Source organism: Sphingomonas sp. DBB INV C78, from assembly GCF_042693015.1.
Classification (GTDB): Bacteria; Pseudomonadota; Alphaproteobacteria; order Sphingomonadales; family Sphingomonadaceae; genus Sphingomonas_E.
Genome location: NZ_CP170544.1, coordinates 4544701 through 4563846, shown reverse-complemented (window position 1 = coordinate 4563846; position 19146 = coordinate 4544701). Strand labels below are relative to the sequence as shown.

At 65.7% G+C, this 19146-nt stretch carries 18 protein-coding genes; 7 read left to right on the top strand and 11 right to left on the bottom strand.

Translation table 11 applies throughout. From position 1 onward, the window contains the following. Positions 1 to 30: 30 nt before the first annotated feature. Positions 31 to 1122, bottom strand: coding sequence for an alkene reductase (locus tag ACFB49_RS21765; protein WP_380873708.1), 1092 nt, complete (start codon positions 1120 to 1122; stop codon positions 31 to 33). 55 nt (positions 1123 to 1177) lie between these two features. Between ACFB49_RS21765 and ACFB49_RS21760 the strand changes: the two genes are divergently transcribed. Beyond that, on the top strand, positions 1178 to 2086 hold the full coding sequence (locus tag ACFB49_RS21760) for a DMT family transporter (protein ID WP_380873706.1): 909 nt from the start codon (positions 1178 to 1180) through the stop codon (positions 2084 to 2086). Positions 2087 to 2110: 24 nt separating this feature from the next. On the opposite strand, the gene ACFB49_RS21755 is transcribed toward ACFB49_RS21760, so the two are convergent. Further along, complete coding sequence (locus ACFB49_RS21755; protein WP_380880076.1) at positions 2111 to 2635, bottom strand: urate hydroxylase PuuD; 525 nt, start codon at positions 2633 to 2635, stop codon at positions 2111 to 2113. A gap of 179 nt (positions 2636 to 2814) precedes the next feature. Between ACFB49_RS21755 and ACFB49_RS21750 the strand changes: the two genes are divergently transcribed. The 3 genes from ACFB49_RS21750 to feoB all read left to right on the top strand — a co-directional run bounded on the left by ACFB49_RS21750 (position 2815) and on the right by feoB (position 5651). After that, positions 2815 to 3477 (top strand): COQ9 family protein, encoded by a 663-nt coding sequence (locus ACFB49_RS21750; RefSeq protein ID WP_380873704.1) that lies wholly within the window; start codon positions 2815 to 2817, stop codon positions 3475 to 3477. 69 nt (positions 3478 to 3546) lie between these two features. Continuing rightward, a complete protein-coding gene (locus ACFB49_RS21745) occupies positions 3547 to 3801 on the top strand; it encodes a ferrous iron transport protein A (protein WP_380873702.1) in 255 nt (84 codons plus the stop codon). Beyond that, positions 3798 to 5651 (top strand): ferrous iron transport protein B, encoded by a 1854-nt coding sequence (gene feoB, locus ACFB49_RS21740; RefSeq protein WP_380873700.1) that lies wholly within the window; start codon positions 3798 to 3800, stop codon positions 5649 to 5651. The genes ACFB49_RS21745 and feoB overlap by 4 nt, the downstream gene beginning before the upstream one ends. 97 nt (positions 5652 to 5748) lie before the next feature. Here the strand turns inward: feoB and clpS are convergent, their stop codons facing one another. The 3 genes from clpS to ACFB49_RS21725 all read right to left on the bottom strand — a co-directional run bounded on the left by clpS (position 5749) and on the right by ACFB49_RS21725 (position 9120). Continuing rightward, a complete protein-coding gene (gene clpS / locus ACFB49_RS21735) occupies positions 5749 to 6102 on the bottom strand; it encodes an ATP-dependent Clp protease adapter ClpS (protein WP_380873699.1) in 354 nt (117 codons plus the stop codon). A gap of 154 nt (positions 6103 to 6256) precedes the next feature. Next, complete coding sequence (gene phaP, locus ACFB49_RS21730) at positions 6257 to 7186, bottom strand: TIGR01841 family phasin (RefSeq protein WP_380873697.1); 930 nt, start codon at positions 7184 to 7186, stop codon at positions 6257 to 6259. 167 nt (positions 7187 to 7353) lie between these two features. After that, on the bottom strand, positions 7354 to 9120 hold the full coding sequence (locus tag ACFB49_RS21725) for a PHA/PHB synthase family protein (RefSeq protein ID WP_380873695.1): 1767 nt from the start codon (positions 9118 to 9120) through the stop codon (positions 7354 to 7356). Positions 9121 to 9216: 96 nt separating this feature from the next. Here ACFB49_RS21725 and ACFB49_RS21720 point away from each other — a divergent pair, with 96 nt between their 5' ends. Together ACFB49_RS21720 and ACFB49_RS21715 are read left to right on the top strand one after the other, a co-directional pair. Beyond that, positions 9217 to 10425: an LL-diaminopimelate aminotransferase gene (locus ACFB49_RS21720; RefSeq protein WP_380873694.1), complete on the top strand. Its 1209-nt coding sequence runs from the start codon at positions 9217 to 9219 to the stop codon at positions 10423 to 10425. Between the two features lie 116 nt (positions 10426 to 10541). Next, entirely contained in the window at positions 10542 to 11492 is a 951-nt protein-coding gene (locus ACFB49_RS21715) for a collagen-binding domain-containing protein (protein WP_380873693.1), read from the top strand. Positions 11493 to 11516: 24 nt separating this feature from the next. On the opposite strand, the gene ACFB49_RS21710 is transcribed toward ACFB49_RS21715, so the two are convergent. The 6 genes from ACFB49_RS21710 to purD form a co-directional block, all read right to left on the bottom strand. Then, positions 11517 to 12317 (bottom strand): zinc-ribbon domain-containing protein, encoded by an 801-nt coding sequence (locus tag ACFB49_RS21710; RefSeq protein ID WP_380873691.1) that lies wholly within the window; start codon positions 12315 to 12317, stop codon positions 11517 to 11519. Between the two features lie 140 nt (positions 12318 to 12457). Continuing rightward, a complete protein-coding gene (locus ACFB49_RS21705; protein ID WP_380873690.1) occupies positions 12458 to 14104 on the bottom strand; it encodes an ATP-binding protein in 1647 nt (548 codons plus the stop codon). 74 nt (positions 14105 to 14178) lie between these two features. Beyond that, the gene (locus tag ACFB49_RS21700) at positions 14179 to 14934 is read right to left on the bottom strand and encodes a TIGR02186 family protein (RefSeq protein ID WP_380873688.1); all 756 of its coding nucleotides are present in this window, start codon (positions 14932 to 14934) and stop codon (positions 14179 to 14181) included. Beyond that, positions 14931 to 15845, bottom strand: coding sequence for a sulfite exporter TauE/SafE family protein (locus tag ACFB49_RS21695; RefSeq protein ID WP_380873686.1), 915 nt, complete (start codon positions 15843 to 15845; stop codon positions 14931 to 14933). The genes ACFB49_RS21700 and ACFB49_RS21695 overlap by 4 nt, the downstream gene beginning before the upstream one ends. A gap of 66 nt (positions 15846 to 15911) precedes the next feature. After that, the gene (locus ACFB49_RS21690; RefSeq protein WP_380873684.1) at positions 15912 to 16364 is read right to left on the bottom strand and encodes a hypothetical protein; all 453 of its coding nucleotides are present in this window, start codon (positions 16362 to 16364) and stop codon (positions 15912 to 15914) included. A 51-nt stretch (positions 16365 to 16415) separates the two neighbouring features. Beyond that, positions 16416 to 17702, bottom strand: a complete 1287-nt coding sequence (purD, locus tag ACFB49_RS21685) for a phosphoribosylamine--glycine ligase (protein ID WP_380873683.1) — start codon at positions 17700 to 17702, stop codon at positions 16416 to 16418. On the opposite strand from purD, the gene xseA reads away from it, so the two are divergent. Further along, entirely contained in the window at positions 17701 to 19137 is a 1437-nt protein-coding gene (xseA, locus tag ACFB49_RS21680; protein ID WP_380873682.1) for an exodeoxyribonuclease VII large subunit, read from the top strand. The two genes, purD and xseA, sit on opposite strands and share 2 nt — an antisense overlap. The last annotated feature ends 9 nt before the right edge of the window (positions 19138 to 19146 follow it).

The following is a 19146-nucleotide window of genomic DNA, read 5'->3' as shown; positions in this document are numbered from 1 at the left end:
AAAAAGGCGGCGGCGCAGAGAGACGGTGGTTCAGGCCACCGCAGGATAGTCGATATAGCCTTCCGCCCCCTGGCTGTACCACGTCCGCGGATCGTCCTTCTGCAGCGGCAGGCCGTTGGCGAGACGATGCGGCAGATCGGGATTGGCGAGGAAGGTGCGGCCGAAGCTCACCGCGTCGGCGATGCCGGCATCAAGCAGCGCCTGCGCCGTCTGGCCGACATAATCGGAATTGAGCACCAGCGTGCCGGTGAAGGCCTTGCGGATCAGCGGCGCCACCGGCGGTCGATCGGATGCGCCGAACGTGCCGTCGGGGCCGGGCTCACGCAGTTCGAGGAAGGCGAGGCCGAAAGCGTCGAGCGCCTTCGCGGCGGCGGTGAACAGGGCTTCCTGATCGCTGTCGTCGACGCCCTGGATCTCGCCATTGGGCGACAGGCGTACGGCCACGCGATCCGCGCCCACAGCATCGACCAGCGTTTCGACCACTTCGGTCAGCAGGCGGATACGGTTGGCGATCGGGCCGCCATAGGCGTCGTCACGATGGTTGGAGCCATCGCGCAGGAACTGATCGATCAGATAGCCATTGGCGGCGTGAAGCTGGACGCCGTCGAAGCCGGCGGCAATCGCGTTGCGCGCGGCGCGGGCATAATCTTCCAGCAGACGCGGAATCTCGTCGAGGCGGAGCGCGCGTGCCTCCCCATAAGGCTGCTTGCCTTCATAGGTGTGCGCCTTGCCCGGCGCGGTCGTCGCCGAGGCGGAGACGGACGGCTCACCATCGAGGAAACTCGGATGGACGACGCGGCCCATATGCCAGAGCTGCGCGAAGATGCGGCCGCCGGCCTTGTGGACGGCATTGGTCACCGGCTTCCACGCTTCGACCTGCTCGTCGCTCCACAGGCCCGGCGCATGGGGCCAGCCCGTGCCTTCCTGGCTGATGCCGGTCGCTTCGGACAGGATCAGCCCGGCGCTGGCGCGTTGCGCATAATATTCGGCCATGATCGGGGTCGGCACATGATCGCGGGTGGCGCGCGCACGGGTGAGCGGTGCCATGAGAATGCGGTTGTGGGCTTCGACGGCGCCGAGACGGATCGGATCGAACAGCGACGATCTGGTGGGGGAAGGCATAGATCAGTTCCCTTTTGCAACTGGACTGGCGGGAGATAGGGAGCCAGATGGCAGGATGCACGACTCGCCCAGCCCAAAAATAACTTCATCCGCCGATAGCCACGAGCGCAGGACGACCGCGCTCGCCTTCGCGGCGATGGTGGCGGCGAATATCGCGCTGGCCTTCGGTGCCTGGTTCGTGCGGCTGGCCGATGTCGGGCCGGTGGCGGCCGGCTTCTGGCGGCTCGCCATTGCGGCACCGCTGCTGCTGATCCTGTGCCAACTCGCCCGCCAGCCGGTGACGGCGATGCCGCGCCGAATGTGGACGGTGCTGGCACTGGGCGGCCTGTTCTTCGCGGCGGACCTCGCCGCATGGCATGTCGGCATCCTCCACACGACGCTCGCCAACGCCACCCTGTTCGGCAACATCACCAGCCTGACTTTCCCGATCTATGGCTTCATCATCGCCCGCGCGCTGCCGGGGCGGATGCAGGCCTTCGCGCTCGCGCTGGCGGCGGCGGGGGCGGTGCTGCTGATGGGGCGGTCCTACCAGCTCTCGCCGGAGAATTTGATCGGCGATCTGCTCTGCATCCTCGCCGGCATCCTCTACACCTTCTACCTGGTCGCGGTGGGCAGCGCGCGCGGACGGCTGCAGCCGCTGCCGACGATCGCGCTGGCGACGGTCTTCGGCACGCTGCCATTATTGCTGTTCGCTTTTGCCATGGGTGAGACGGTGTGGCCGGGGGCGTGGACGCCGCTATTGCTGCTCGCGATCGGCAGCCAGGTGATCGGCCAGGGGCTGATCGTCTATGCGATCGGCCATTTGCCGCCGCTGGTGATCGGCATCGGCCTGCTGATCCAGCCGGTGGTCGCCGCCGCGGTGGGCTGGTCCGTCTATGACGAGAGGCTGGGCACCGTGGACGCGATCGGCGCCGTGGCGATCGCAGTGGCCCTGGTGCTGGTAAGGCGGCCGGATCGCCGCTGACGGACGATCCGGCCGGACTAAGCTTTATAGACCGCCCAGCGCGCCCTGCGTCACCATGCAATAGAGCATGGGGATCGAAAGCAGCGTGTTGGTGCGCGAGAAGATCATCGCCGTCGTCGCCGACTTCGCCTTCACCGCATCCTCCGCGGGGACGATGCCCAGCGCCCGCTTCTGGTTCGGCCAGATCAGGAACCAGACGTTGAACGCCATGATCAGCGCCAGCCACATGCCGAGGCCGATCAGCCGGAAGCCGGGCTGGAACGCCAGCGCTTCATGAACATAGCCATTCAGCCAAGCGACGAGCAGGCCGGTGATGACCGTGAACAAGGCCGCGTAACGGAACCAGAACAGGGCTTCGGGCGCGATATATTTGGATACGCCCGGCTTCAGTTCGGCTGGAACCTTGGGCATGGTCGGGATCTGCACGAAGTTGAAATAATAGAGCAACCCGATCCACATGATGCCGAACAGCACATGGAGGAAGCGGAAGAAGCCGTTATAATAAGCCGCCGGGTTGCCATAGGCCCCGTGCGCCCAGAACGCGACAATCACCAGAAGTGCGACACTGACGGCGAGAACCGCCCACAAGTTGCTGAAAAATTTCGCCAAATTGGCCTCCCCTATATATCGCGGAGCAGGCCAACGCCCCGCGGTCAGCGAGTCTATACGTGGTCGTTTCGGCTGTCACGGATATTGGCCTCTGGCGACCCGCGGCCTATGGTGGGCGGATGACCGACACCGTGCCCGATCTGACGCTCGACGAGTTGCGCACCGCGCTCGGCCCCCGCATCCCCCGCCATGCCGCCTTTGACGGCTGGGGCACGGCGGCGCTCGACGCAGCCGGCGCGGAAATCGGCCTGCCGCCGGGGCGCGCGGCGCTCGCCTTTCCCGGTGGCGCGGTCGACATGATCGACGCCTGGTTCGCGCATATCGACACGGCGATGCTCGAAGCGCTGCCCAAGGAGCGGCTGGCGGCGATGAAGATCCGCGAGCGGATCACCGCGCTCATCGCGATGCGGCTCGAACTGGTGGACGCCGACCGGGAGGCGCTGCGCCGCGCACTGACCATCCTCGCCAAGCCATCCAACGCCGCGCGGGGTATCCAGTTCGGCTGGCGCGCGGCGGACACGATGTGGCGCGCGGCCGGCGATGTCTCGACCGATTTCGCCCATTATACCAAGCGGACGACATTGGCCGCCGTCTATGCCGCGACGTTGATGGTGTTCCTCGACGATGAGAGCGACGACTTCGCCGCCACGCGTGGCTTCCTGGCGCGGCGCATCGACAATGTGATGCGGTTCGAGAAGCTGAAGGCGCAGATGAAACCCGATGCCGACCGCTATTTCAGCCCCGCCCGTTTCTTCGGCCGGCTACGCTATCCGGCGCGCTGACGATCGTGCTGGCCTTTTGCTGATCCTATTGATAATCACTTGCAGAGCATTTTCTGTCGGGTGACATCCTTGCGTCTTGATGATCTGCCGCTGCGGCGGAACGCCGTGGTTTCCGCAATCGACTGGGAAGATATCGGCCCGGCCGAAGCCAAGCGCCTGCGCGAATTCGGTTTCGATGAGGGCGTGATCGTCCAGAAACTCCACAACGGCCCGATCGGCCGCGATCCCGTGGCCTGCCGCGTGGGCCGGATGACGGTGGCGCTCCGCCGCCGCGTGGCGCTTGCGATTCGCGTCGCCGAACACGCCACCGACCATAAGGCATGAACCAGGCCCCGCTCGTCGCGCTGGTCGGCAATCCCAATGCCGGCAAAAGCGCCCTTTTCAACGCGCTGACCGGCGCGCGGCAGAAGGTCGGCAATTATCCCGGCGTCACCGTCGAACGGAAATCGGGGCGCTTCGCGCTCGACGACGGCCGACCGGTCGAACTGGTCGACCTGCCCGGCACCTACAGCCTTGACCCGGGCAGCCCCGACGAGGCGGTGACACGCGACGTCGTTACCGGCCACCAGACGGGTGAGCGACCGCCGGCGGCCATCGTGATCGTCGTCGATGCCGGCAATCTCGACAATCATCTGCGCTTCGCGCTTCAGCTCATCCAGCTCGGCCTGCCGACGGTGATGGCGCTCAACATGATCGACATGGCCGAGCGCGACGGGTTGAAGGTCGACCCGGAAGCGCTGTCGCGCGAGCTCGGCATTCCCGTCATCCCGACGGTCGCCGTGCGCCGCCGCGGGCTCGAGGAATTGCGCGCCGCCCTGGGTGCCGCGATCGGCTCCGCCGTACCCGCACCACATGACGCGGCGGCGCATCAGGATCTCAGTGCCCTCCAGCGGCGCGCCCGCGCGATCGCCCACGCTGTGACGATCCGCCCGGACGTGCATCACAGCATCGAGGAGCGGATCGACCGCGTCCTGCTCCACCCGGTTGCCGGCCTCGCTATTCTGCTGACCCTGCTGTTCGTGATGTTCCAGGCGGTGTTCGCCTGGTCCGAAGCGCCGATCGGCTGGATCGAGGACGGCTTTGCGGCATTGCAGGGCGGCATCGCCGACCGGCTCGCGCCGGGGTTGCTGCGGTCATTGCTGGTTGATGGATTGATCGCGGGCGTCGGATCGGTGGTGGTGTTCCTGCCGCAGATCCTGATCCTGTTCCTGTTCATCCTCGTGCTGGAAGCGTCGGGCTATATGGTCCGGGCAGCATTCCTGATGGACAAGTTGATGGCGGGCGTCGGGCTTTCCGGCCGCGCCTTCATTCCGCTCCTCTCCTCCTTCGCCTGCGCGATTCCCGGCATCATGGCGACGCGGACGATCGACGATCCCAAGGACCGTCTGACAACGATCCTGATCGCACCGTTGATGACCTGTTCGGCGCGCCTGCCGGTCTATGCCGTGATCATCGGCGCCTTCATCCCTGCGCGCGACGTGGGTTATGGCATCGGCCTCCAAGGGCTGGTGCTGTTCGGTCTCTATATCGTCGGTATCGTCGGTGCGATGCTCGCCGCCTTCCTGCTGCGCCGCACGGTGACGCGGGGTGCGGCCGGCACGTTCATGATGGAATTGCCGCGGTACCAGTGGCCGGACCCGCGGGACATCGCCATCGGCCTCGTCCAGCGCGCCTGGATCTTCCTTCGCCGCGCCGGCACGCTGATTCTCGCCGCATCTTTGCTGCTGTGGGTGCTGTTGAGTTTCCCGCAGGCGCCCGAAGGCCAGAGTCAGGTGGAGCATTCGGCCGCCGGCCGAATCGCCTCCGTGCTCGAACCCGTAGTCCGTCCGATCGGCTTCAATCACGAGATTGCGCTGGCGATCATCCCCGCCATGGCCGCGCGCGAAGTGGCTGTCGCCGCGCTCGGCACGGTATATTCGATCGAGGAAGGCGATGAGGCGGCGCTGGAGCAATCGGTGACCGAGCGGCTGCGTGGCCGCTGGCCACTGCCGACCGCGCTCGCTTTCCTGATGTGGTTCGTCTTCGCGCCGCAATGCCTGTCGACGATCGCGGTGATCAAGCGTGAGACCAATGGCTGGCGCTGGCCGCTGTTCGCGCTCAGCTATCTCTTCGTGCTGGCTTATATTGCGGCGGGCGCGACCTTCTGGGCGGCGACCGCGCTGGGGCTGAGTTAGTCCATTGCCGTCATCCCAGCGAAAGCTGGGATCGCGCGCGGCTGGGCTGCTACTTCATTTCACGAGATCCCAGCCTTCGCTGGGATGACGGTTGTGCCTACGCCTTCTCGAGCGTGCATTGCAGCGGGTGCTGGTTCTGCCGGGCGAAGTCGATCACCTGGCTGACCTTCGTCTCCGCCACCTCATAGCTGAAGACACCACACACGCCGACGCCCTTCTGGTGGACGTGCAGCATGACCCGCGTCGCATCCTCGATGCTCATGCGGAAGAAGCGCTGCAGGCACAGCACGACGAACTCCATCGGCGTATAATCGTCGTTGAGCATCAGCACCTTGTAGGGCTGCGGCTTTTTGGTGCGCGTGCGGGTACGGGTGGCGACGCCGAGTCCGGTGCCGTTCTCTTCGTCCTTGCCCGCCATCGCACGGATAGTGTTACGCACGCCTGCGTTCATCGCCTCGCCTATCATGTCGCCAAGCCCAGAATATGGCATCGCGGGGCGGAAGGGCAAGGGCGGGACATGGTATCCAGCCTTGTAATCGGCACAGAAAAACGGCCGCTCCGGGGGAAACCGGAGCGGCCGTCATTCGCCTTACATTGGCGAAAGATCAGAAGGCGGCAGACTTCAGCTTTTCGGCCGCGACCGCATAGCGGTTGGAAAGCGGCTGGAACACGTCGCCGGCCAGCTTCATCCAGGTTTCGCTGAGCTTCGAGGCTTCGGCGACGGCGTTGTCGAACGACGACTTGGCGAATTCGCTCTGAAGCTGGAACAGCTCGGTCGGGCTCTTCACCGCGGTCATGCTCTTGAAGGTGGTCGAGGCATGCTCGAAGCTCTTCTTGCCGAACTCGGCGGCTTCCTGAGTCAGCGTCTCGGCGCCCTTGGCGGCAAGCTTGCCCGACTCGACGAACGCTTCGACATTGCCCTTGGTGAGCGCAGCGAATTCTTCGCCGAACTTCGTGCTCTTCTCGAACGCGGCCTTCGCCTTCTCGCTGGCGTCGGCAAAGAAGGCCTGCGCCTTTTCAGTGGCCTGCTTGGTGGTCTCGGTGGGATTCAGCATATTCAAATATCCTTTCTGCGCCGCCGCGGCTCGGGGGGCGGGAGCGGCAATGACCTTGGTCTTGTTGGGCAATGTCTTCACGACCGCCTTGGCCGGCGCCGTCCGCTTGGTTGAAACCGGACGGGTCCGACGGGGTGCGGCGACCGGAAGCGGAGCCGCTGGCTTGTCGACGGCTTTCGCCTTCGACTTGCGCGCGACGGCCTTTGCCTTGCGCGCAGGGATGGCCACCACCGGGGCGGGGGCCGGTTCGGGCTCGACGATCACCGGCGCTTCGGGCGCAGGCTCAGCATCGAGAACCGGTTCGGCGGACACCGCAACCGCGGGCTCCACCGGAACTTCGACATCGGGCGTCGCCGTCGCTTCCACGGCAGCCGGGACTTCCGCGGCGACGATTTCGACCACGGGCTCGATCGCGGCTTCAGGCACTGAGATGGCCTTGGCTGGACGACCTTGCTTCTTGGTGACTGGCGTATCCGACATCAGGTAGTTCCCCGTCGATGTTGCGATGCACAATACGCAACCGCAGCGGGGAAATCAAGGTCATTGTGCAGTGCAGCAAACTTGCAATCAAGTAGCTGCATTGCACCGGAAAATGCGGTTTTGGATGGGCTAGAGCGTCACTCGATCAGGCGTCGCCAAGCATCGGTTCAACGCAATCGCACATAGCGGCCGGGCGCATCCTCGATCGCTTTCAGGCGCCCCTTGCCGGGGATTCGCGCCGTCGCCGCCTTCACCTCGGCCGAGTCGAGACCGCGCAGCCAGCCGATCCAGTCGGGCCACCAACTCCCCTTCGTCTCGGTCGCCCCGGCGATGAATTCCTCCAGCGTGGCCGCCTTCGCCGGGTTGGTCCAATACTGATATTTGCCGGATGACGGCGGGTTGACGACGCCGGCGATGTGGCCCGATCCCGCCAGCACGAAGCGCAACGGCCCGGTGAAATGTTCGGTCACCTTCCACACGCTATGCGGCGGCGCGATATGATCCTCGCGCCCGGCCTGGACATAGGATGGCGTCGCCACCGTGCCGAGGTCGATCGGCACGCCCCCGACCGAGATCGCGCCGGGCTGGACCAGCTTGTTGTCGCGATACAGGTCTTCCAGATAGGCGCGGTGCCAGGCGTGCGGCAGGTTGGTGGTGTCGCCATTCCAGTAGAGCAGGTCGAACGGCGGATAATCCTGCCCGAGCAGATAATTGTTCACGACATAGGACCAGATCAGATCCCGGCCGCGCAGCATGTTGAAGGTGAGCGCCATATAACGCCCGTCGAGATAGCCCTTGCTGCCGGCGAGCTGGCCGATCAGATCCATCTGGCTGTCGTCGACGAAGAGCTGGAGATCGCCGGAGCGGCTGAAATCGACCTGCGCGGTGAAGAAGGTTGCGCTCGCCACCTTGGCCGCCTGATCGGTCGCGGCCAGATAAGCGAGCAAAGCCGCGAGATTGGTGCCGGCCACGCAATAGCCGATGGTGTGGACGCTATCGACGTTGAGCGCGCCGCGCACCGTATCGACCGCATCGAGCATGCCACCCAGCACATAATCATCCATCGTCGTGCCGGCGAGGCTTTCGTCGGCGGACTTCCACGATACGACGAAGACGGTGACTCCCTGTTCGACCGCCCAGCGAATGAAGCTTTTCTCCGGGTTGAGATCGAGGATGTAGAAGCGGTTGATCCATGGCGGGAAGATGAGGAGCGGCGTCTTGAGCACCGTCGCCGTCGTCGGCGTATATTGGATCAGCTGGTAGAGCGGGGTTTCGTGGATGACCTTGCCGGGCGTGGCGGCGATGTTGCGGCCAACCTCGAACGCGTCGCGATCGGTATGGGTCAGTTGCCCCTTGTCGAGATCGGCCAGCATATGTTCGAGCCCGCGGAGCAGGCTCGCGCCCTTGGTCTCGACCGCTTTCTCGATCACCTCGGGATTGGTGAAGGGGAAATTGGACGGGCTCATCGCGTCGACGAAGGTCTGGGTGGCGAAGCGGAGCTGCTCGCGCTGGCGCGGCTCCAGCCCGTCGAAGGCATCGACCGCCTTCAGCATGTGATCCGCAACCAGCAGATAGGATTGGCGGATCAGATCGAACACCGGATTGTCGCGCCATTGCGCGGCGGTAAAGCGGCGATCGCGGTCGGCAGCCGAAGGGGTGGCAACGGTGGGCGGCAGCAGGAAACGCTGCCAAAGATCGAGGCTCTGGCTCCAGAAATCCGCCTGCACCCCACTCAATCGCGTGGGATCGCGCAGCGGCGTCGGCGCGGCAGCGACCGCTTCGCCACTCGCCTGCGCGGCCGTCATCGCCTCGCTCAATTGTTCGAGCATCATCTGCTGGGCGCGGCCGATCACCCCGGTCCAATGCTGCATGTCTTCCAGGCTGGACGGGAAGGGAAGCGTGCCATTCGGCCCTTCGGCCTCATGCTTGGTCATGACAACGCATCCTTTCTTTTGGTCGCGCCCCATCCGGCCTATAGGCCGTGAAGGCGATAGTGGGCGATCCCCGCCCTGCCGCCAATAGAGGAAGTCATGTCCGAGGAATTTTACCGCATCAAACGCCTGCCGCCTTATGTGATCGCTGAAGTGAACGCGATGCGGGCAGCGGCGCGAGCGCGGGGCGAGGACATTATCGACCTCGGCATGGGCAACCCCGATCTGCCGCCCCCGCAGCATGTTATCGACAAGCTGTGCGAAGTGGCGCGCAATCCCGGCGCCCATGGCTATTCGGCGTCAAAGGGCATTCCGGGGCTGCGCAAGGCACAGGCCAATTATTATGGCCGGCGTTTCGGCGTTGACCTCGACCCCGATTCGGAAGTGGTGGTGACCCTGGGCTCCAAGGAGGGCCTCGCCAACCTCGCCCAGGCGATCACCGCGCCGGGCGACGTGATCCTGGCGCCCAACCCGTCCTACCCGATCCACACCTTCGGCTTCATCATCGCCGGGGCGACGATCCGTTCGGTGCCGACGACGCCCGACGAACGCTATTGGGAAGCGCTCGATCGCGCGGTGAAGTTCACCGTGCCGCGGCCTTCGGTGCTGGTGGTCGGCTATCCGTCGAACCCGACGGCCGAGGTGGTCGATCTCGCTTTCTACGAGCGGCTCGTCGCCTGGGCGAAGGAGCATAAGGTCTGGGTGCTGTCCGACCTCGCTTATTCCGAGCTTTATTATGACGGCAAGCCGACGCCCTCGATCCTGCAGGTGCCGGGGGCGAAGGATATCGCGGTGGAATTCACCAGCGTGTCGAAGACCTATTCGATGGCGGGCTGGCGGATCGGCTTCGCGGTCGGCAACAAGACGCTGATCGCGGCGCTGACGCGGGTGAAATCCTATCTCGATTATGGTGCCTTCACGCCGATCCAGGCGGCGGCTGTGGCGGCGATCAACGGCCCGCAGGATATCGTCGAGAAGAATCGCGAGCTCTACAGACGACGCCGCGATGTGCTGGTCGAAAGCTTCGGCCGCGCCGGCTGGGAAATCCCCACGCCGCGTGCGTCGATGTTCGCCTGGGCGCCGCTGCCGCCAGCACTGGCGCATCTCGGCAGCCTGGAATTTTCCAAACAGCTCCTCACCCATGCCGGCGTCGCCGTGGCAGCGGGCGTCGGCTATGGCGAGGAAGGCGAAGGCCATGTCCGCATAGCCATGGTCGAGAATGAGCAGCGCATCCGTCAGGCGGCGCGCAACGTGAAGCGTTACCTGCAGAGCATGGGCGTCAATGCCACGGCAAAAGCCGGCGGCTGAATCCGTTCATCGCAAAAGGTGACGTTAACGTAAACGTTCATGTCGCATTAACCGCCAAATATGATATAGGCCCCGCATGCTTGGCCCTGCGGGGCCTTTTTTTGTGGGGTTGTTGCATGGCGTTCAACATGATTCGGCGCGCGGCGGTGCTCGCGTGCGGTGTGGTTGCTGTTGCCGGCGCGGGAAGCGCGCAGGCCGCGCTCATCAATGTGACGGACTATAACGCGTTCGTGCTGGGCAGCTATACCGGCCTCAACAGCGACGTTCAGGGCCGCATCGCGGCCGGCGGCAGCGTCAGCCTCAACAATTATGGCGTCGGCTCCTCGCTCGGCACCGCGGCCAACGGCACCAATACCCTGGTCGTCGGCGGCGCGTTTTCGGGGAACAACGGCCAGCTCTTCAAAGGCAATGCCGTCGTCGGTGGCGCTTCGGCCACCAATGGCTTCACTATCGCCAACGGATCGCTGACGAAGAATACGACCGTGCCGATCGACTTCGCGGCGGAGGGCGTGTTCCTGAATGCGCTGGCCGATACGCTGGGCGCGATGTCTGCCACGGGCGGCTCGCAGTTCCAGTATGGCACGATGAAGCTGACGGGCGCCAACAGCGGCCTCAACATCTTCACCGTCTCGGCCGCGGACCTCAGCAAGGCGAACAATTTCCAGATCTTCGTGCCGAAGGGCGCGCAGGTGCTGGTCAACGTCAAGGGCGCCGACGCCAGCATGCAGAACATGGGCTTCGGCCTGAACGGGCTGGACGCCACCAACGTGCTCCTCAACTTCTATGAGGCGACCGACGTGAAGCTTGGCGGCATCGGCATCTATGGATCGGTGCTCGCTCCGGGCGCGGCGGTGAAGTTCAACAACGGCCAGCTCAACGGCTTGCTCGTCGCGGCGAGCTTCCACGGCACCGGCGAACTGCACAATGTCGGCTACAAGGGCGGCCTGCTCGACGCGCCCAAGACTGCGGTGCCCGAACCGGCCACCTGGGCGATGATGATTGCCGGCTTCGGCCTGGTCGGCGGCGCGATGCGTCGCTCGCGCGCCGCGAAAGCCGTGATCGCCTGAACCAATCCTCGCGGCGGGCGCCTGTCAGCGGGCGCCCGTCGGAGCTTCCAGGCTGAGATCCAGATTCTTGGCATTCTGCGGCACGTCCAGCACGGCGCCGTTGAATTCGACCGACTGGCCCGGCTGCAGCCGCGCGATCGGCCGCGCGATCGTCCAGGCGAAGACGACACGATCCTGCGAATCGAGCAGGTTGGCGCGAATATCCGGCACCGACTGCACCTGATCGGTCGGATTGGTGATCCGCCCCGTAACCGAGAACAGCTCATTCCCGCTCGCCATGGGCCGCCGTTCGGGCGTGCGGGTGGATTCGATGATCAGCGGGATTCCCGCTGGGCGGGCAAAGCCCAGCCGCTGTGCGATATCCGGCGGCCCGAACGCGATCAGCGCACCGGCCGCCCCTAGCATCACCACTGCGGCGATGACGGCGAGCAAAGTCCACAGCTTGGCCGGATTGCGCCGTGGCGCGAAGGGCGGTTCATGCGCGAAGGCATCGAACTGCCCGTCCTCGACAGCGTCTTCCTGACCGTAAAAGCTGGTCGGTTCGCTGTCGGCATCAACGGGCGTCTCGATCGGCGCAGCGCGGGTCGGAGCGGATTCCGAAAAGGGCGGCGGTGCCACATCGGGCGCTTCTGGAACGGCAGGCGCTTCGCTGGCGGACCCAGCTGCGGCAGCGCTGGCCGGTGCGATCTCGGCAGCGGCAAGCACCGGCGGCTCCTGGAACCAGCTGTGCCGGCACGCGGCGCACCGCACCTGACGGCCTTCGGGGCCGACCGCCGTGTCCGGAACCAGATAGCGGGTCTTGCAGGCGGGGCAGATCAGGATCATCGGTTCGGGGCGCTTGCCTTGTGGTTAAGCCACGCCCGACTAGACACGCGCGCGGCGTCGCTGGCAAGCACTTAGCCAAGCAATTCCCAATACTCTTGTGGATGGTTTGAACAGAAGGCCGTTGCGGAACGACCCTTTTTCTATCGCCCCTGGCTGCGCCAACGCTTGATGACGCGGGTGAGTATCTGATCCTCGCCGCCGACATGGGTCCACAGTTCCGAAAACAACGGATCGGTCGAGGCCGGCCGCTTCTCGGGCTCGAGATCGTCGAACGCCACGCGGATCGGGATGGCGACGCCTTCGCCGCAGACGATCGCCTCGCGATTGCGCAACGCCGGGATGGAATCGAGGAATCCGCGCGCGCCTTCGGGCATCGCCGATTTCACATAGGCCTGGTCGCGATCATTGTTGAGGCGCATCGCGATGATCGTGCCGCACTGGGAAAGCACGCCTTCGGCAAGGTCGGACGGACGCTGGGTGATAAGCCCGAGCGCAACGCCATATTTACGGCCTTCCTTGGCGATGCGTTCGAGGATCTTGCGGACCGAGGCGTTGGTCGTCACCCGATCGGACGGGATGTAGCGGTGCGCCTCTTCGCAGACGAGCAGGATCGGCCGCTGCGCTTCCCCGCGCGACCAGATCGCATAGTCGAACACCGTGCGCGCCAGCACGGCGACCACAGTCGAGGTGATTTCGTTTGGCACGCCCGACACGTCGATGATCGAGATCGGCTTGCCATAGCCCGGCAGGCGGAAAATCTTGGCCAGGAACTGCGCCATCGTGTCGGCGACGAGCATCCCGGAGAACATGAAGGCGTAGCGGGGATCGACCTTGATCTCCTCGATCTTGGACTTCAGCCGCAGATAGGGCGCCGTACCGCCCGCTTTGTCCATCTTACCCATCTCGTTCTGCAAGATGTTGAGCAGATCGGAGAGGAGATAGGGGATCGGGCTGTCGACGGTCAGCTTGCCGATGCCTTCGGCCGCGCGGTTCTTGGCGCGGGCGGCGAGCAGGCATTTGGCGAGGATGTCGCAATCCATCTGCCGGTCGGCGCCGGTGGAGGTGACGAAGACTTCGGCATGCTCCTCGAAATTCATCATCCAATAGGGCATGGCGAGATTGCCGACGTCGAAAATCTCGCCCGTGCCCTTGAACGCCGCCGAATATTCGCCGTGCGGATCGATCATCACGACATGCCCCTCGGGCGCGGCGCGGCAGATGCGGTGAAGGATCAAGGCGGCGGAGGTCGACTTGCCGGTGCCGGTCGATCCCAGCAGCGCGAAATGCTTGCCGATGAGCGCGTCGACATAGAGCGCGCCGCGAATATCATCGGTCGGATAGATCGTGCCGATCTCGATATGCGCGCGCTCGTCGGCGGCGTACATCTGCTTCATGTCGGCGCTGGAAACCGGATGCACGCGGCTGCCCGGCGTCGGATAACGGGTGACGCCGCGCCGGAAATTCAGCAGGCGCCCGGTGAAGCGGTCCTCCTCGCCTTCGCCCAGAAAGTCGATCTGGCCCAGGATCAGGTCGCTTTCCGCATCCGCCAGCCGCAGCGCGCGGACGTTGGCGATCAGCCAGCGCTTGCCGACGCGAATCTTGACCTGGCTGCCCACCTGACCCGACATCGCAATGCTGGGATCGTCGTCATTGGCGAGCGACGACAGCATCTGGCCATCCAGGCTGATCTGCGAGGTCGATCCGGCGATCTCCATCAGCCGGCCGATTTCGAGCTTCGTCGCATCCACGCTTTTCTCGACGGCTTGAAAACTCGACATATCGTTCATCTGGCGCGGCCGCTCCTGTGGCAAACGCGCTAGTGTAGGAACAAAAAGATTAATGAAATGCGGTCTTGGCCGCGTCAGAACTTGCGGAACGCAGCCCCTGCCGCCCAGCCCAGCGCGAGCGAAATGGCGACGGCGGCCAAGCCGTAGGTGAAAGCCCATCGATTGGCGACGGTCGCCACGAACCGCTCGAATCCGGACTTGTCGATCTCGATATCGCGCACCGCCGCGGCAACGACGCGGCCGTCCTGGATGAGGAAAGTCTCGGCCGTATAGCTGCCCACGGGTACGCGCGCGGGGATGGCGATCCGCGCATGATAGAGCACGTCCTGGTTGACCTCGACCCCGCCCGGCACCTCGGCATAAAGGCCGCCACGCTGCTTGAGATCGACCAGCCCGGCCTCGAACCGGCGCTGGGCCTCCGGCGCCGCGCCGCTGGAGGGCGACAATTGGATATTCTGGAGGCCGAGTTCGTAGATCGCGGCCGTGCGATCGTCGACGATGCCCTTCAACGGCCGCGTCGAGGCGACGGCGTAGAAGGCGGGCACCGAACGGAAGCGGGCATTTTCCGCGTTCATCCAGACGCCGGCGATCTTCTTCTTCTCACGCAGGATGATGGGTTCGGTCGGCCCTTTCAGCACAACCACCACATCCGCGGCCTTCTCCGGCGCGCGCCCACCCGGATAGACGATCGCGCCGAACAACAGCAGTTCTGCGCCGGTGAAGCTGTAGATGATGTCGATCCGCCGCTGCGACAGTTCGGGCACCAATGCCGGCTTGGCGGCACCACCCAACAGCAACCCCATCAGCAGAAGCGAGACCAGGCGCATCATAGCGGCTGGACCGTGAAGATCTCGTCGGGCCGCCAGCCGAGACCCAGCGCCATGCGGAGCGCCACCGCGAGCACGATCCCGGCGAGCGCGAGGCGCAGCCATTCGGGGCGCACCTTCATGGCGAAGCGGGTGCCGATCTGCGCGCCGACGACGCTGCCCGTCAGCAGCAGCACCGCGAGCACGATATCGACCGCCTTGGTGGTGGTGGCGTGGACGAGGGTCGTCGCCGCCGTCACGAACAGGATTTGGAAGGAAGAGGTGCCGACGACCACACGGGTCGACATGCCGAGGATGTAGATCAAGGCGGGGACGAGCACGAAGCCGCCGCCGACGCCCAGCAGCACCGTCAGCAGGCCGGTGCCGAAGCCCAATACAAGGGGTGCCAGCGGCGAGATGTAGAGCCCCGAGCGGTAGAAGCGGTAGCGCATCGGCAGCGCGGCGATCAGCGGATGGTGGCGACGCGGCGGCGGCGGCGGCGGTGCCTTGCCCCACATCACCGCGATGCTCTGCGCGGCTTCCTTCGCCATCAGCAGGCCGATGCCGCCGAGCAGCAGCACATAGAGCACGTTGACGACGGTATCGATCTGCCCGCTGTCCTGCAGCGCGCGGAAGGCGTAGCCGCCCGCGATCGACCCCATCGCCCCACCGGCGACGAGCACCGCGCCCATCTGCACATCGACGCCCTGGCGACGGTGATGTGCGATCACTGCGGACACACTGGTGCCGGTGATCTGCGTCGTCGCCGACGCCACCGCCACCGCCGGCGGGATGCCATAGAAGATCAAGAGCGGCGTCGTCAGGAAGCCACCGCCGACGCCGAACACGCCGGAAAGAATGCCGACCAGCCCGCCCAGGCCGATGATCACGAAGATGTTCACCGACAGGCCGGCGATGGGCAGGTAGAGGTCCATGCGCCTTGGGCTAGCCGATTTCTCCGCTCAGGTCATGCCGGTTGGCGCGGCTGATGCGCGCCTTTTTCAGCCGAGCTTGCCGAACTTCGCCTCGAAGCCGGGAATGTCGCCCATGGCGAGCAAGCGCGCCTGCTCGATCCACTGGTCGCGGGTGATGCGGCCGGCGAAATTGCCCATGGCGGCATCCACCTTCGCGACCTGCGCAGGTGTGAGCGCGGCAAGCTGGGCATAGGTCGCGACGCCCATGCCGTTCAGCACTGCCGACGCCTTCGGGCCGAGGCCCTTGAGGCGGGTCAGATCATCCGGCGGCCCCGGCGTCGCATCGACGCCCAGGAACTGGCCGGCGATGTCGGCGGTGGCGATGGCGGCGGCATCGGCGATATTATCGTGATGCGGCGACACCGCGGCAGGCGGCGGCGCGGGCTCGACCGACGACCTGGCGCGTCCGCGCAGGACCAGGACGACCGCGACAATAGCGATCAGGACCGCGATGATCGCGACGAGATAATATTGGTCCATGGCTTGGCCCTCCTGCCCCAAGATGCGCCTCCGAAACGAACGTGCGGAGGCTCAGGCTGTTCCCTGTTGCTCGCGCTCCACTTCCCGCCAGCCGATGTCGCGGCGGCAGAAGCCGGTGGCGAAGTCGATCGCGTCGACCGCGTGATAGGCAGCAGCCTGCGCCTCCGCGACCGTGGCGCCCGTCGCGGTGACGTTCAGCACGCGCCCGCCATTGGCGACGAGCTGATCATCCTTCAGCGTCGTGCCGGCGTGGAAGACCTTGGCGCCCCCGGCATTGGCCGCGTCGATCCCGTGGATCGCGCCGCCCTTTTCCGGCGTGCCCGGATAGCCCTTCGCCGCCATCACCACCGTCAGCGCGACGCGATCCGCCATCCTGGGCGGCGCGGTCTCGCTTAGCCGCCCTTCGGCGACCTTGAGCAGCAGATCGAGCAGATCATCCTCCAGCCGCATCATCAGCACCTGGCATTCGGGGTCACCGAAGCGGGCATTATATTCTATGAGCTGGGGGCCGCTCTCGGTCAGCATCAGCCCGGCATAGAGGACACCCGAATAAGGCGTCCCCGCCGCCGCCATCGCGCGGACGGTCGGCTCGACGATCTCGGCCATGGCGCGGGCTTCGAGTTCAGCGGTCAGCACGGGGGCGGGACTGTAGGCACCCATCCCACCGGTATTGGGGCCGGTATCGCCTTCACCGACGCGCTTATGATCCTGTGCCGAGCCGAAGGCCACGACCGACTTGCCGTCGGTGATCGCGAAGAAGCTCGCTTCCTCGCCGGTCAGAAACTGTTCGATCACGACCTCGGCACCGGCATCGCCGAAGCTGCCGTCGAACATGTCGGCCAACGCCGCCTCGGCCTCGGCCGTATCTTGCGCGATCACCACGCCCTTGCCGGCGGCAAGCCCGTCCGCTTTGATGACGACCGGCAGGCCGAAGCGCGGCAGCGCCGCCTTGGCCGCCTCGACATCGGTGAAGCGGGCATAGCCTGCCGTCGGGATATTTTCCCGCGCGCAGAGATCCTTGGTGAAGCCCTTGGAGCCTTCGAGCTGGGCGGCCGCCGCGTCCGGGCCGAACACCAGCACGCCATTTTCGCGCAGCAGATCGCCGACGCCGGCCACCAGCGGCGCCTCCGGCCCGACGACGACGAGGCCGATCTCTTGCGCGCGGGCGAAAGCGAGCACGGCGTGCGGGTTTGCCGGATCGAGTACGACACATTCGGCATGCTCGGCTATTCCCGGATTGCCCGGCGCGGCGTAGAGCTTGCTGAGGCGCGGCGATTGCGCGAGCTTCCACGCCAGCGCATGTTCGCGTCCGCCAGAACCCAGCAACAGGACTTTCATGAGCGATTTTCCCTTCGAACCTGCGCGGCTGTTAGCCGAGGAGACGCCCGGGGACAATTCGCCGGCGATGAGCGTGTCCGAACTGTCGGGCGCGCTGAAGCGTAGCGTCGAGGAACGGTTCGGCCATGTCCGCGTGCGCGGCGAGATTTCCGGCTTCAAGCGGGTCGCATCCGGCCACTGCTATCTGGCGCTGAAGGACGACAAATCCGTCATCGATGGGGTGATCTGGAAGGGGACGGCCGGCGGCCTCGCCTTCCGGCCCGAGGACGGGATCGAGGTGATCGCGACGGGGCGGCTGACCACCTATCCCGGCCGATCCAAATATCAGATCATCATCGAGCGGATGGAATTGGCCGGCCAGGGCGCGCTGATGCAGTTGCTCGACCAGCGCCGCCGCGCGCTGGCCGCGGAAGGATTGTTCGATCGCGAGCGGAAGAAGGCGCTGCCCTTCCTGCCGACGGTGATCGGAGTGGTCACCTCGCCAACGGGTGCGGTGATCCGCGACATTCTCCACCGCCTGGAGGATCGTTGCCCCACGCGCGTCATCCTGTGGCCGGTACTGGTGCAGGGCGAAGGCGCCGCCGAGCAGGTGGCCGCCGCCGTGCGCGGCTTCGACGCCATGACGCCAGATGGGCCAGTGCCCCGCCCCGACCTGGTGATCGTCGCGCGCGGCGGCGGGTCGATCGAGGATCTGTGGTCCTTCAACGAGGAGGTGGTGGTCCGCGCGGTCGCCGGCTGCTCGATTCCGATCATCTCCGCAGTCGGCCACGAGACCGACACCACCCTGTGCGACTATGCCGCCGACGTTCGTGCCCCCACGCCGACCGCCGCTGCCGAGATCGCGGTGCCGGTGCGCGCCGAATTGCTGGCGACGCTGCGCGAGCTTGGCGCACGGGCGGGACGTTGCGCCAATCGCTATCATGAGCGCGCGGCCGAACGGCTGGCGGCCACCGCGCGGCGGCTGCCGGCGCCCGACCGACTTCTTGGCCCCCAGCAACAACGGCTCGACGATCTCGGCGATCGCCTGCCCCGTGGCCTTTCGCGCCGGCTTGCCGTGGCGCGCGGCGATCTTGCCCATGCGGCGGGTGCGCTCCGGCCGTCCTTGCTGAACGCCCGCCTCGCCCGCGCTGGCGAACGGCTGGCAGCGGTCCGCTTCCGCCCCGCCCTGATCGAACGGCGGCTGGACGATGCGAAGGCTCAGGTCCAGCGGCTGTGGCGGTTGGCCGAGGGGCTCAACCCTGAACGGCCGCTCGCCAAGGGCTATGCCTGGGTCGGCCGCCGACCCGACGGCGCGGTGGTCACCACCGCGGCGCAGGCGAAGGCCGCGGGCGCGCTCACCTTGCATTTCGCCGACGGCACCGTCGACGCAAAGGTTGAGCGGAGCGGCCGGCCATCCTATTCTCAGGACAAGCCCGAGCAGCCCAGCCTGCTCTGACGCGGCCAT